This is a genomic window from Celeribacter ethanolicus, assembly GCF_002407265.1.
Lineage (GTDB): Bacteria > Pseudomonadota > Alphaproteobacteria > Rhodobacterales > Rhodobacteraceae > Celeribacter > Celeribacter ethanolicus.
Map to the genome: position 1 here is coordinate 114,855 of NZ_CP022196.1, position 14,001 is coordinate 128,855.

The 14,001-nt window shown below is 61.7% G+C and carries 10 protein-coding genes; 7 read left to right on the forward strand and 3 right to left on the reverse strand.

The window, feature by feature from the left end; genetic code table 11:
* The first annotated feature begins 22 nt into the window (after positions 1–22).
* From CEW89_RS00520 to CEW89_RS00530, 3 genes are read left to right on the forward strand one after another with little or no spacing between them, the layout of a single operon-like run.
* Positions 23–2,161 (forward strand): type I secretion system permease/ATPase, encoded by a 2,139-nt coding sequence (locus CEW89_RS00520; protein WP_096804508.1) that lies wholly within the window; start codon positions 23–25, stop codon positions 2,159–2,161.
* Positions 2,158–3,336, forward strand: a complete 1,179-nt coding sequence (locus CEW89_RS00525) for an HlyD family type I secretion periplasmic adaptor subunit (RefSeq protein ID WP_081423836.1) — start codon at positions 2,158–2,160, stop codon at positions 3,334–3,336. The genes CEW89_RS00520 and CEW89_RS00525 overlap by 4 nt, the downstream gene beginning before the upstream one ends.
* 37 nt (positions 3,337–3,373) lie before the next feature.
* Positions 3,374–4,693 carry a BamA/TamA family outer membrane protein gene (locus CEW89_RS00530; protein WP_096804509.1) on the forward strand — a complete coding sequence of 440 codons (1,320 nt, stop codon included), beginning with the start codon at positions 3,374–3,376 and terminating at the stop codon, positions 4,691–4,693.
* Here CEW89_RS00530 and CEW89_RS00535 read toward each other — a convergent pair.
* Complete coding sequence (locus tag CEW89_RS00535) at positions 4,690–5,925, reverse strand: glycosyltransferase (RefSeq protein WP_066705337.1); 1,236 nt, start codon at positions 5,923–5,925, stop codon at positions 4,690–4,692. The genes CEW89_RS00530 and CEW89_RS00535 overlap by 4 nt on opposite strands.
* Before the next feature lie 165 nt (positions 5,926–6,090).
* Here CEW89_RS00535 and CEW89_RS00540 point away from each other — a divergent pair, with 165 nt between their 5' ends.
* Positions 6,091–6,534, forward strand: a complete 444-nt coding sequence (locus CEW89_RS00540) for a hypothetical protein (RefSeq protein ID WP_096804510.1) — start codon at positions 6,091–6,093, stop codon at positions 6,532–6,534.
* A gap of 163 nt (positions 6,535–6,697) precedes the next feature.
* Here the strand turns inward: CEW89_RS00540 and CEW89_RS00545 are convergent, their stop codons facing one another.
* Positions 6,698–7,336, reverse strand: a complete 639-nt coding sequence (locus tag CEW89_RS00545) for a response regulator transcription factor (RefSeq protein WP_066705333.1) — start codon at positions 7,334–7,336, stop codon at positions 6,698–6,700.
* 119 nt (positions 7,337–7,455) lie between these two features.
* Positions 7,456–9,519: a hybrid sensor histidine kinase/response regulator gene (locus CEW89_RS00550; RefSeq protein WP_096804511.1), complete on the reverse strand. Its 2,064-nt coding sequence runs from the start codon at positions 9,517–9,519 to the stop codon at positions 7,456–7,458.
* Between the two features lie 334 nt (positions 9,520–9,853).
* On the opposite strand from CEW89_RS00550, the gene CEW89_RS00555 reads away from it, so the two are divergent.
* From CEW89_RS00555 to CEW89_RS00565, 3 genes are all read left to right on the forward strand, one after another.
* Complete coding sequence (locus CEW89_RS00555; RefSeq protein WP_096804512.1) at positions 9,854–11,716, forward strand: BapA prefix-like domain-containing protein; 1,863 nt, start codon at positions 9,854–9,856, stop codon at positions 11,714–11,716.
* A 214-nt stretch (positions 11,717–11,930) separates the two neighbouring features.
* On the forward strand, positions 11,931–12,734 hold the full coding sequence (locus tag CEW89_RS20625; protein WP_244906124.1) for a BapA/Bap/LapF family prefix-like domain-containing protein: 804 nt from the start codon (positions 11,931–11,933) through the stop codon (positions 12,732–12,734).
* A gap of 26 nt (positions 12,735–12,760) precedes the next feature.
* Complete coding sequence (locus CEW89_RS00565) at positions 12,761–13,861, forward strand: hypothetical protein (RefSeq protein ID WP_096804513.1); 1,101 nt, start codon at positions 12,761–12,763, stop codon at positions 13,859–13,861.
* The last annotated feature ends 140 nt before the right edge of the window (positions 13,862–14,001 follow it).

A 14,001-nucleotide genomic window follows, 5' to 3' on the forward strand; every position in this document is an offset into this window, starting at 1 on the left:
GGGCTGGGAGAGGATTGGACCTTTGAAACAAGAACAATTCATATCAGACCCACTTGTCCTCGGGTTGATCGAGCTATGCCGGGTTCAGGGCGTTTCCACATCTCTGGCGCAACTCACCGACGGTCTGCCGGCGAAGGCCGGGGAGCGTATGAGCCCCGATCTGGCGCCGAGCGCGCTGCGGCGCGCCAATATGAGCTGCCGGATCAGTCATGAAAGCCTCAGTGCCTTCCCGACACACAGCCTGCCGGTTCTGCTGTTTCTGAAAGAGGGGCACATTGTCGTTCTCGAGGCCCTGTCCGACACCGAGGCCAAGGTCATCCTGCCGGAAGCCGGCGGTGGGCGCGCGATCTGGGATCGGGCGACGCTCGAAGAGCGTTTTGACGGGCGCATCCTGATCTCGAAGCCGCTCGATATCGTGTCCAATCGACTGGACCAGAAGAAGAAGGACGGGCGTCACTGGATTTTCGGCCCGGTGATGGAAAACTGGTGGGTGTACCGCGATGTGATGCTGGCCTCTCTGGCGGCCAATATTCTGGCGATCGCGACGGCGCTGTTTTCCATGCAGGTCTACGACCGGGTGGTGCCGAACAACGCCTTCGACACGCTGTGGATTCTCGCCAGCGGCGTCGGCATCGCCATTGTGCTCGAAGTGGCGCTTCGGATCGTGCGCGCCTCTCTGGTCGACGTGTCCGGGCGTGATCTCGATCTGCGGCTCTCGGCGCAATTGTTCAACAAGGTCGCCAATATGCGTCTGGCGCATCAGCCCGGCTCGTCTGGCGTCTTTGCCAATCAGGTGCGTGATTTCGCGACGGTGCGGGAGTTTTTCACCTCCTCCACCGTGACCGCGATCTGCGATCTGCCTTTCGTGCTGATCTTTGTCGGCATCATCGCCTTCATCGGCGGGCCGATTGCCCTTGTCGTTCTGGCCGGTGTCATCCTGACCGTTCTGCCGGGGATTTTCCTGCAAAAACGTCTGGCGGCAGCCTCGCGCGAAAATACCCGTGAAGGGGCGGCGCTCAACGGACTGTTGCTGGAAACCATCTCGAACCTCGAAACCGTCAAGGCCGCGCGCGCCGAGGGCCGGTTGCAACGCGCCCATGCGCAGTTGACGGCCACCATGGCGACCACCGCCGTGCGCACCCGCGAGATCACCTCGCTGATGACCAACATGGTCAGCGCGGTGCAAAAGGTCGCCTATGCCGGGGTGATCATCACTGGCGTTTATCTGATCAGTGCCGGGGAACTGACCGTTGGCTCGCTGATCGCCTGTACGCTTCTGTCGAGCCGGACTATGTCGCCGATGGGGCAGGTCTCCGGGCTTCTGGCGCGTTGGCAGCATGTGCGGGCCGCGATGGAAGGGCTCGACAAGATCATGTCGCTTCCGGTCGAGCGCCCGTCCGACCGCCATTTCGTGCGTGCGCCGAACCTCTCGGGGGCGTTTGCTCTCGAAGAGGTGACCTATCGTCACGATCCCTCCGCGCCGCCGGTGATCTCCATTCCCGCGCTCGAGATCAAGGCCGGGGAGCATGTCGCGCTCCTGGGCGGCAACGGGGCGGGCAAGTCGACCCTGCTGCGTCTTCTGTCCGGTCTGACCGATCCGGCCACCGGCAGCGTTCTTCTGGACAATCTCGCGATGAGCCAGATCGACCCGATCGACCGGCGCCGCCAGATCGGCTATCTGCCGCAGAGCGTGGCCCTGTTCCAGGGGACGCTGCGCGACAACCTCCTGCTCGACCACGGCACCCATAGCGATGACGAGCTGCTTGAGGCGCTGGATGCCGTCGGGCTGGGCGAGTTCGTGCGACGCCATGTGCGCGGGCTCGATTTGCAACTCACCGGCAACAGCAATGTTTCCGGCGGGCAAAGACAGTCGATCGGTCTGGCCCGTATCCTGTTGCAGGACCCGAAGATCGTTCTGCTCGACGAGCCGACCTCCGCCTTCGATCACGTCACCGAAGCCAAGGTGATTGCGCATCTCAAGGAATGGCTGCAAGGGCGCACGACGATCATTTCGACCCATAAACGGGAATTGCTGAGCCTGACCGAGCGGGCGATCGTCCTCAAGGAGGGCCGTGTGGCACGAGATGGCGATCTCTTGAAAATCCTCAATGCCGCCCGTGCGACTTCCGTACAGAAACATCCGGTTAAAGCTGTGACATGAGCACCAGTCATACAGACCTGATCGAAACCAGCTACATTGACGGCAGCTATCGCCGTCAGACGCTGAAAAAGGCCCGGCTTACGATCAAACTGATCGTGCTGTCGATTGCGATTGCGATCGGCTGGGCCGCTTTGGCACAGGTCAACGAAATCACCCGCGGTGACGGTCGGGTCATCCCGCTGCGCCGGATGCAGACCATTCAGAGCCTCGAAGGCGGGATCCTCGCCGAGCTTCTGGTGCAGGAAGGGGACATCGTCGATGAAGGGCAGGTTCTGGTGCGGCTCGACCCGACGCGTTCCGAGTCCGCCTTTCTTGCAACCCAGTCGGAAATCGTGGCCCTGAGCGCCGAAGTGGCGCGTCTGGAGGCGGAGGTGCTGGAACGTCCGGTGCTCGATTTCGGGGACGACCCGAATGAGGCGGAGGCGACCGAATTGCGCCTGTTCGAGGCGCGGCGCACCAAGCTGGAGGCGTCTCTTTCGGCGCTTGAGGCGGAACGGGCGACGATCCGGCAACAGATCGACATCACCAGCCCGCTCACGGCGCAGGGGGCGGTCAGCCGCATCGACCTTTTGCAGCTCGAACAGAAATTCGCGGAGCTGGACGGCAAGATCAACGAGACCCGCAATGTCTATGTGCAGGACGCTTACAAGGATCTGGCACAGCGGCGCGCCAAGCTGATGTCTCTGGAACAGGACCTGGTTCAGAAGCGCGATGAATATCAGCGCACGGAACTGCGCTCTCCGGTGGCCGGGCGGGTGAACAATATCGAGGTCACCACGCTGGGCGGCGTGATCAAACCGGGCGAACCGATCATGGAGATCACGCCCACGGACGATCAGCTTCTGATCGAGACCAAGGTTCTGCCACGGGATGTCGCCTTCGTGGCGCCGGGCATGCCCGCGAGCGTGAAGATCACCGCCTATGATTTTTCCACCTATGGCGATCTGCGTGGCACGGTGACGCAAATTTCCGAGGACACGGTGGAAGAAGACACCGCGCAGGGGCCGCAGGATTTCTACCGGGTCATGGTGCGGACGGAACGCAGTTATCTCGAACGCTACGGCGAGCACTACGCCATCCGCCCCGGCATGCTCGCGCAGGTGGACATTGAAAGCGGTAAGCGCTCGGTTCTGAGCTATTTGACCCGTCCTCTGATCAAGGCGCGTCTGCGGTAAGCGCCATTCCTGACATCTGACGAAGAGAGTTCCCAACGTGTTGCAGTTCAAACAAGGCCTTCGCTTTGGCCGTCCCGGTTCTTTCGGTGCGCTTGCCACCTGCTGCGCGGTGCTCAGCGGCACCGTGTTGTCCGGCCTGCCGGCCTGGTCGAACGTGGCTCAGGTCGTCGAGGTGCGGGGGGCGGAATTCATTCCCGCCGACGACATTCAGGCCACCTGTGGCGTTGAGGCCGGGGTGGCCTATTCCGCGCTTGAGTTGCGTGCCATCGAGGGCTGTCTGATGTCGACCGGGGTGTTCGAAACTGTGCGCCTTTATACCGAGGCGCAGACGCTGGTGATCGAGGTGCAGGAACTCAACACTCGTCCGGGCAAGATCGAAGCCATGCTGGCTTACGACTCGCAGGACGGGCTTCTGGGGAGCCTCGCTTTCGAGCAGTACAATTTCCTGCCGAAAACCTTCGCGACGCTGAGCCTCGATTACAATGACGAGGTGGAGCGGATTTCCGGTGCGCTCTATCGTGCGGATGCTTTTGACGCTCACACCGATCTGGGGCTGCGCTTCTCGGCGATGCGGCGCGAGTATGACGATGTCAGCTACACGCAGGAGCAAATCCTGGGCGAGGTCTTTGTCGCCTGGACGCCATCCGATGCGCTTCGGATCGAGACCGGGATCGGCTATCGCGACTATCGGCTTTTCGATGTCGAGGCCGGGGCGAGCGCGCTGTTGGTTCAGGAGGAGACGGACAGCATTTCCGAGCCTTTCCTGCATATGTCGCTGTCCTACGGTGAGCCGATCTTCGGCGGGCAGGGGGCCTATCGCCTTCGGCTCGACCAGTACCTCTGGAATTACGGTTCCGATGAGCGCCTGCTCGACACCCGGGTTCAGGCCAATGCCACGCTGCCGCTCGCGGACGGGTTGAGCCTTCTGGTCGGGCTGAACGGCGGCAAGGTTCATGGGCTGGACGACAATGACACGCGGGGGATCGACCGCTATTTCCCCGGCGCGAACACCTTTCGCGGCTTTGCGCCGCGCGGGATCGGGCCGCGCGACAGCGGCGATGCCCTAGGCGGCAATCAGTTCTTTGTCGGGTCTCTGGAGCTGCAACAGGAATTCGGCGATGTCTGGAATGCCCCTCTGCGCGGCGGCGTCTTCCTCGACAGCGGGGCGGCCTGGGGGCTGGACAATACCCTGTCGGGAGGCATCGACGACGGTTGGCATCGGCGCACGAGTGTGGGGCTGACCCTGACGCTCGATGTCGGAAACACGCCCGTGTCGCTTTATCTGGCCAAGCCACTGGAACAGGAAGACGGGGACGAGACCCAGGCCTTCGGGTTCAGCATCAGCACCCGTTTCTAACCTGCCGAACGGGCGCGCCGGTTGTCCATCGCGAGGCGGAAGAGCCGCATGTAGCGCGGGGCGACGGCGGCCAGGCTGTAGGCCTGTCGGGCCAATTGGCGCGCCGCGGTGCCATAGCGGTAGCGGCGTGCCGGGTCGTCCATCAGGGCAAGGATTTCCGCGATCCACGCCGCATCGTCATCTGGCAGAAGCCGTCCGTTGACGTCATCCTGAATGAGCTCGGCGGCATAGCCGCGATCCGGGGCGATCACACAGCCGCCCCGTCCGAGGATTTCCACCAGCCCCCAATTCGCCACACCGTATTTGAGCGGATAGAGAAACAGGTCGATCCCGGAGATTTCGCGGACGAACTCATCGTAAGGCAGCTTGCCGGGGAAGCGGATCTTCTCTGCCGCATGAGGGTAGACGCGCAAAAGGTGATCGCGGAACGAGGCCACGGCCCCGTCGTAGTGACGCGCGACCCATTGCGCTTCAAAGCCGTAGGTTGTGGCCTCGGCGTCTCCCAGAGCGATGAACTCGGCCTCGACGCCGCGCGCGACAAGCTGGTCCACGAGGCGCACATAGGTCTCGAAGCCTTTCGCGCTCGACAGATCGCGCGCGGAAAAGCCGATGGTGAAGGGGCGCGGGGCGTCCGCAGGCTCCGGTGTCGGATCGGAGGCGAAATCGAACCCTTCGAGCTGCACTTCGATATTCGATCGCAGGGCCTGCGGGAACATGGATTTGGCATGATGGCTCGGGCAGATCACCAGATCGCTGCACAGCGCCTGGTGGAAATGCAGCATTTCCATGTTGCGATCGCCGATCCGTTGCGCCTCGTCTGGCGGGTAGGACGGGTCCCAGCCATGCGCACGATAGCTCGGGAATTCGATATAACTGACAATCGCGGCGTCGATCTCATCGTAAAGGAAATGCGGTGCGCCCCACAGCGAATGTGTGACCACGACGTCGATCTTCTTATGTGTCTCGAAGGTTTTGAGCGCCTTCAGGAGCCCGCGTGAAATACGCGCGGAACGCTCGACCTTTGCCGAATAGTAATAGCTTTGCGGTCCGACGATTTTGCCGTCGGGGGTAAAGCCCAGAATATGCGGCCCGTGGTGCAGATTCTTGTTTCGATACCCCGGTGTGGTCAGGAAATAGCTGTCTGCCAGGCCATTGCTGCGCAGATAATCGCAGAGCCCGCCGAATTGCCCGGGGTAGACGGAGCCGGCGAAGACGATTGTGGGCTTGGTCATGTCTGTTCTCTTTATGTGGCGGCTTCCAGAAAAGCCTGTTGGCAGAAAATATGCCACCCCAAAAGAGAAAAAAGTATACATACTTAAGATATAGACCTAACCTAAAGACATGATTTAGATGCGTGTGATTCGTCCCTGTCACGAACGAGAGAAATGAGATCCGGTATGTACCAGCCCCAGATTGTCATCCCGTCCGTCACCCAAGGCGCGCTTTTTGCGAAGGCGCCGAAAGAACGTCTCATGCTGGTTTTGGCAGACTGGCTGCATCTGCCCTATGAATTGAGCCATCCCGGCACCGGGTGGAAAGCATGCCTTTTACGGTCGCAAGAAGAGAGCAGAGCCCTGACTATGGTGCGCCAATTTGCAGGATGTCTTGAGGCGCTGGTGATTGATGAAGATTTCTTCGGGTCGCCAGAAGACACTGCGGACGTATGTTACCAAATTCGCCGGATGGTGCCCGGCATTCGTATTTTGGCCATCGCAACGGAAATGTGGGTGGATGGTGCCCGGCTTCAGGATCTCGGAGCCAGTGACGACACCCTCCTCAGCCGTTGCCCGATGGGCATACTCGAGACGTTGCAAGCCGATGATGATTCATCTCACCACTGAACAGGTCAGGCCCCCAGCCCGCAAAAGTTCGCCCCTCCGTGAACTTTAAGCCTGATCGTTTCCCCCTCATCGGCTTGCAACGGCCTGTGCCAGCAAACAAAATCGTCCGCTGAGGCTCAGCCTCCGCGGACGATCCCTGTTAGATCCTTGTCTGGCTGCGGTGTCAGATCAGGTTCATGTCGCGCGCCACAATCACCGCCTGTGTCCGGTTGTTGGCGCCCAGTTTCGAACAGATGGATTTGACGTGCATCTTCACGGTGGCTTCCGCGATGCCCAGAGTTTCGCCGATGTCACGGTTCTGCTTGCCCTCGGACAGAAGATCGAGCACTGCCATTTCGCGGTCGGACAGGGTGGCATTGCCGGTTTCGCGCGATTTGACTCTTTTCTGGTCGATCAGTTCGACGGGAACATAGCGTCCACCGGCGGCCATGAAGCGGATTTCATTGGCCAGGTCTTTCAGAGAGGCCGTCTTGAGGATCACACCGGCGCCGCCCAGAGACAGGATTTCCGAAACGACATGCGAGGAAGGGTTGCTGGTCAGGAGGCCGACGGGTTTGCCCGCGTTGTGTTCCAGAGCTTTCCCCAAGCCGGACACTCCGTTCATGCCGGGCATGTTGAGATCGACAAGCACGAGATCGAAAGCGCCATTGCGGTCGATTTCCGCCACGGCTGCATCGAGATCCGGCGCTGTGTGAGCTTCCATATCCGGCAGGTTTGAGAGGTATTGCTTGAACATCTCAAGGACCATTGCGTGATCGTCGGCAATCAGAATGCGAAGTTTGGTGGGTTCAGATTGTGTCATATCTCTCTGCGATGGGGTTGGGGCGCTGTTGCTGATATTATTTTTTTCACCAGGGGCGTGCGCAAGATCTCCCGGCAGAGAGAGTGCGCCGTGCTTTGTGTCAATGTTCAAAAATGTATTCACCCTTGTGCTTGTGGTCGTGAGCTTATTTCCTCAATCGCCTGAAAAGTCGAGTCCAAAGCGTTTTCAAAGGAAGCAGCCAGTGCGTTAAGATTAGAATGCCTTTCGTCGACGGCAAGTTCCAGGGCCCGCAAGTTTTTTTCTATGGCGGCCAGTCCGGTCAGACCACAGGCCCCCGTTGCCGCATGAAGGCGCCGACCGGTGTCCGCTGTGATGCCGTCTTCCCGAATGCTTTCGAGAATTGCGCGGGCTTCCTCATGCGCCCTGAGCATAAAGGATTTGGTGCCTTCAACCCCGAGTTGATCCGTCAGGTCGTGAACCGTATCCAGAGCCAGAATGCCACAGGTGGAGGGCGGGCTGCTCTCCTGTGTCGGGACGGCAGGGGGGCATGTTCCGGTCTGAGATTTCGTGCTTTCGGTGACGTCCTTGAGGGCTTTCAGAAGTAGCTGTGGACGAATGGGCTTGTCGAGAACACGGACAATTCCGGCCTCCTGACAGGCTTTTCGGATGCGCGCGTCGATATGGGCCGTCAGCCCCACAATCGAGCCGGACCACTTTAGGCGACCGCTCCGGAGTTTTTCCCGGATGCGCCGGGCCAGTTCGACGCCGCTCATGAACGGCAGGGTCATGTCGGTGAGAATGAGATCAATGTCTTTCTGACGCTCTTCCTGGGCCAGCAGGGCCAGCGCCTCCATGCCATTGCCCGCAGCGTAGACGGTCGCGCCGCCCTTGCGCAAAATATGCGTGAGCCAGTCACGGCTTGAGGGGCTGTCCTCGACCAGCAGGACGGAGATGCCCCGCAGAAGTGTCGTGGTCGCGCCGGCCTTCTCGGGTTCGGTTTTGAGCCGCGGTTCAGCCCAGTTGAGATCGAAGCTCGCCGTGATCGTCGTGCCGATGATCTCCGCATGTTCGGCGGAATCTTCCGTTGCGTTCCGGTAGCGGTCCCGCACGGTGATGCGCCCTCCCAGTTGATGCAGGGCATGGGCGAGAACATTCAGGCCGGCAGAGGTGCGTTCCGGGGGCGTGCTGGGCGGTTCGCCGGTTTCCTCTTGGCCTTTCAGATCAATGCTTTTCGGGCCGAGCGCGCGACGCAAGCGAAGCTTTTGGTCATCCGGCAGGCCGCCACCCAAATCCTGGACGTCCAGAACGATGCGCCAGCCCGTCTGGGCATCGGGGGCGGGCGTGGCAAAAAGGGCCTCGCAGCGGACCGTGATCTCGACGCGTGGCCCGCCATGTTTGACGGCATTGTCGAAGATGTTCTGACACAGGGCGCGGACGAAACGCACGGGCCCATTGACCCATATATCCTCCGCCGGTTCAAATCGCACCCGGATTTCCGTCTGCTTGGTTTTGGCGATCGGAAAGATCATCGCAAGAATGGCGCGGATCTCTTCCATGAGGCAAAAATCTTCGTCCTGCTGCAACCCGCTCGCGCTTTGTTCGCCCCGGATGACCGCAAGCACATTATTGATGTGATCGAGGGCGCGTTCCGCCGAGGCATGGAGCTGCGCACGGGTGGTGCCGATGTCCTGCCGCGGGCTGTCTCCGGTCGTATCGAGGACCGCATCTGCCGTTGCGAGAAGAGATTGGATGGGCGTGCGCAAGTCATGTGCAACCCGCAGCAGGGTCGCGGCGCGTGCCCGGTTCTCAAGCCAGGTGGATTCCTGCTCCGTTTCCGCCAGACGCAACAGAAAGCCGTTCGCCCCGTTGAGCGGAAGGTGCACGAGTTCCCCGGCGTGAGAGGTGGCGTCGACCTTGAGCGAAAGGGCGACACTGCCCGCCCGCAGGGCCTGCTGACACAGCAGAGGCCAGTCGAGTTTGTGCCGCAGGACATCTTCGCTCAGGCCAAGTTGCCTGGCGGCGGCGTTGGCGAGAAGCAGTTTGGCCGTCTCCGACAGCAAAGCCGCGGGCCGGCGGTCGGTTGCGATCATGCGGGCGATGGTCTGAAGAACGGGACGCGTGGCATTTTGTGCCGCGAGCTGGGCCTCGTTCGTGTCCCGGAGTGCAGCGGCGGGTGTTTCCGGGGGTGTCTGGCCTTTGTCCGGCGCGGGGGAATCGGTCACGATGGGCGCCCTCTTCTTGATGTCTCGATCCGTGTGATCTGCGTTGGGGAGCTTGTTCGGGGGATTGGAGAGAAACGCTTTTGGCAAACATTTCGCCGCAATCGTTTCGCAGGGGTGAACAGTCGCATATCTTCTTTAGTATTGGCGCAGAGCCTAGCCCGAAACAAGCTTGTGCCGTGGTTTTGCTACAACATTTTTCTAAGACTTTCTGTATAATATATCCTTACGTATATTGATCGAACTAAAGTATAGTGTATGACCATAGCCAAAGGGGTGTAATGCTCCCCCGTGATCTTTCGGCCGTTTCCGGCCCGAACCACCAGAGGACGTTAAAATGGCCAAAACCGTTGTTAAGGCAAACGCTGCTGTCGATGTGATGATCGGCGCTGAGAAGGGCGACATCAGCCGCTACATCAAATCCGGGGACGATCTCGTCGTCGAACTGAAAGGCGGAGACCGGATTACGGTCAGCGACTTTTACATGCCTGCGGCCGATGGCAGCGCCCACCGGCTGATGCTGGCGGACGGGTCCTTCAGCGGGGTCGAAGGAATTTTTGACGGTGAAGAAGAGGCTGTTGGCCTCGGTGCGGGGATCATTCCGGATGATGTCGGTGCCGTTGCGGCCGCGTTCGGCGCCGCACTTTTGGCGGGGGGCGCGAGTCTCGGAGGCGGAAACGATGATGACGATGACGACAATCCGACCGATGAGCCGGGGCCGACGGATGAACCCGGCCCGACGGATGAGCCGGGCCCGACGGACGAACCGGATCCGACGGATACGGCGGAAGCTGGCGTGCTCGATTCCCTGGTCGGAGACGAGGGCCTTCTTGGTGGCTTGACCGGCAACGAGGGCACCCTCGGGGCGATCACCGGCTCCGAAGGGCTTTTGGGCGATCTGATCGGCAACGACGGTCTTCTGAGCGCCATCACCGGCGCCGGTGGCCTGCTCGGTGCTTTGACGGGCAGTGGCCTTCTGGGCGACGGCTCCTCGGTCAGCGACGACCCGCTGTCCAGCGTGACCTCGGTCCTGACGGACAGCAGCGGCCTGCTGGGAGGTCTGCTCGGCTCCACCGGCCTCACCTCCGCGCTGTTGGGCGACACCGGTCTTGTCGGTGGCCTGCTGACCGAAGACGGTCTTGTCGGTGGTCTGCTTGCAGAAGACGGTCTTGTCGGTGGCCTGCTTGACGAAAATGGTCTCGTTGGCGGTCTCTTGGCTCCGAGCGGCCTCGTGGGCGGGCTGCTGTCCGGGATTACCGGCCCCGGCGGTCTTTTGGACGGTCTGCTCGGCGACAACTCCCTGGTGGGTGGCCTGTTGGGCGACGAGGGCCTTGTCGGCGGTCTGCTTGACGGCGTGATCGGTGAGGACGGCCTCGTCGGTGGCCTCCTTGGTGAAGACGGGCTTCTGGGCGGCGTGACCGGTGATGACGGTCTGCTCGGCGGTCTTCTCGGGGGCGAAGATGGTCTGCTTGGCGGGCTGACCGGCGAAGATGGCCTTGTGGGAGGTCTTCTTGGTGGCGATGACGGCCTGCTGGGTGGCCTTCTGGGCGGCGAAGATGGCTTGCTTGGCGGATTGACCGGTGACGATGGCCTTCTCGGTGGGCTCCTTGGTGGCGATGACGGCCTGCTCGGTGGCCTTCTGGGCGGCGAGGATGGCTTGCTTGGCGGATTGACCGGGGATGATGGCCTTCTTGGCGGGCTCCTTGGTGGCGAAGATGGTCTGCTTGGTGGCCTGACCGGTGACGATGGTCTCCTCGGAGGTCTGCTTGGCGGCGAGGACGGGCTTCTGGGCGGTGTTTCCGGCATCGTGGACGGTGTGCTCGAGACCGCAGGTGCCGAAGATGGCCTGTTGGACCCGGTGATTGCCGATGGCGGTCTTCTCGGGGACGTGACCGGGAATTCCGGCCTGCTGGGCGATGTGACGGGCTCCGAAGGATTGCTGGGCGATGTGATCGGTGACGAGGGTCTGCTTGGCGATGTTACCGGGGCGGACGGGCTTGTGGGCGATCTTCTTGGCGTCGGCCTTCTCGGCGATGGCACCGAAGGCGATGGTCTTCTGGGCGGTCTGACCGATGGCTTGCTTGGGGACGATGGTCTTGTCGGCGGTCTGCTCGGTGGCGAGGACGGCTTGCTTGGCGGTCTGCTCGGGGATGATGGCCTTTTGTCCGGCCTCGATCTTACAGACGATGGGCTGATCTGATCCGCGACCACGCGGTAAACTCAAAGGCTCCGTCGGTGACGGGGCCTTTTTTTATGGCGGAAACCGCCGGACGAAAATGGAAACAATGCGTTCTCTGTCAAAAATTGCAATTATTCGTTTGACTAGGTCTTTTGGAGTAAGGATATATACTTTAGATGTAACTAATGCTTTTGTTTGGGCAATGGGAGCCCGGCAAGAATGAGGAGACAGACACATGGCCACCAGCTCCATTCAAGCGGGACAGGAAATCGGCATTCACCTTGATGTGCTGCGCGAAGATGTGCTTCGCTACACCCGCAAAGGGGATGATCTGATCATTGATCTGAAGAGCGGGGGGCAGATTCTGGTCAATGATTTCTATACTCCGGCAGAGAATGACTCCCTGCACAGTCTGGTTTTCGCAGACGGAACGGTGATGGGGGCCGAAGGCGCGATCGCTGCGGCCGGGTTGGGGACGGGCATGTCCGATCAGGCTCTGGCCGCGGCGGCATTTGGCGCACTCGGCCTTGGTCTGCTGGCTTCCGGTGGCGGTGGCGGTGGGGATAACCCGACGGACAGCACCGACCCGACGGACAGCACCGATCCGACGGACAGCACCGACCCGACGGACAGCACCGACCCGACGGACAGCACCGATCCGACGGACAGCACCGACCCGACGGACAGCACCGACCCGACGGACAGCACCGACCGACGGACAGCACCGACCCGACGGACAGCACCGACCCGACGGATAGCACCGACCCGACGGATAGCACCGATCCGACGGACAGCACCGACCCGACGGACAGCACCGACCCGACGGACAGCACCGACCCGACGGACAGCACCGACCCGACGGATAGCACCGACCCGACGGATAGCACCGATCCGACGGACAGCACCGACCCGACGGACAGCACCGACCCGACGGATAGCACCGATCCGACGGACAGCACCGACCCGACGGACAGCACCGATCCGACGGATAGCACCGACCCGACGGATGGGGCGCAGCAGGGCTTCCTGGATCCGCTGATCGGGGATGAAGGTCTCCTGGGGGATTTGACGGGCAATAACGGTTTGCTGGGCGATATCACGGGGTCCGAAGGACTGCTGGGCGATCTCGTCGGCGCCGACGGGCTGCTCGGCGACCTCGGGACCGCGCTTTTGGGGCAACCGATTCTCGGCGATGGCATTGTGAGCGAGGACACAGGGCTGCTGGATGCGTTGGTGTCCGATACCGGTCTGCTCGGTGGGCTGACGGGCAACAGCGGCTTGCTTGGCGATGTAACGGGCTCCGAAGGGCTTCTGGGCGATCTGGTCGGCAATAATGGTTTGCTCGGGGATGTCACCGGGGCGGATGGGCTTGTGGGCGATTTGATCGGCACCGGCCTGCTCGGCGCAACCGATGAAACCGGCGGCAGCGAAGGTGGGCTTCTGGGCGGGGTCCTGGGGGATGAGGGTCTGCTCGGCGGCCTGACTGGTGACGATGGTTTGCTGGGCGGTCTGCTTGGCGGGACCGACCTGCTTGGCGGCCTGACCGGTGATGACGGCTTGCTGGGCGGTGTGCTCGGAGGGGCGACGGACGGCCTTCTGGGCGGTCTCACCGGCGAAGACGGCCTCGTGGATGGCCTTCTCGATACCGTGCTTGGCGACGATGGTTTGCTGGGCGGTCTGCTTGGCGGGACCGATCTGCTTGGCGGCCTGACCGGTGATGACGGCTTGCTTGGCGGCCTGACCGGTGATGACGGCTTGCTGGGCGGTGTGCTCGGAGGGGCGACGGACGGCCTTCTGGGCGGTCTCACCGGCGAAGACGGCCTCGTGGATGGCCTTCTCGATACCGTGCTTGGCGACGATGGTTTGCTGGGCGGTCTGCTTGGCGGGACCGATCTGCTTGGCGGCCTGACCGGTGATGACGGCTTGCTTGGCGGCCTGACCGGTGATGACGGCTTGCTGGGCGGTGTGCTCGGAGGGGCGACGGACGGCCTTCTGGGCGGTCTCACCGGCGAAGACGGCCTCGTGGGTGGTCTGCTCGATACCGTGTTGGGCGACGAGGGGCTGGTCGGCGGGCTTCTCGGGGGAGCGACCGATGGGTTGCTGGGAGGCCTGACGGGGGGCGACGATCTTCTTGGCGGGCTTCTCGACAATTCCGGTGAGGCGTAACCACGTTGCCGGACGACCTTCGCAAACAGGAAAATGAGCTTCGGCTCATTTTCCGAACCTCTGTTCTGGACGGCATTCTCTTGCATGTCCGGTCCAGTGCCTTCTGGGGGAGAGCGTGTCGGGGGACTGTGGTCCGTCGC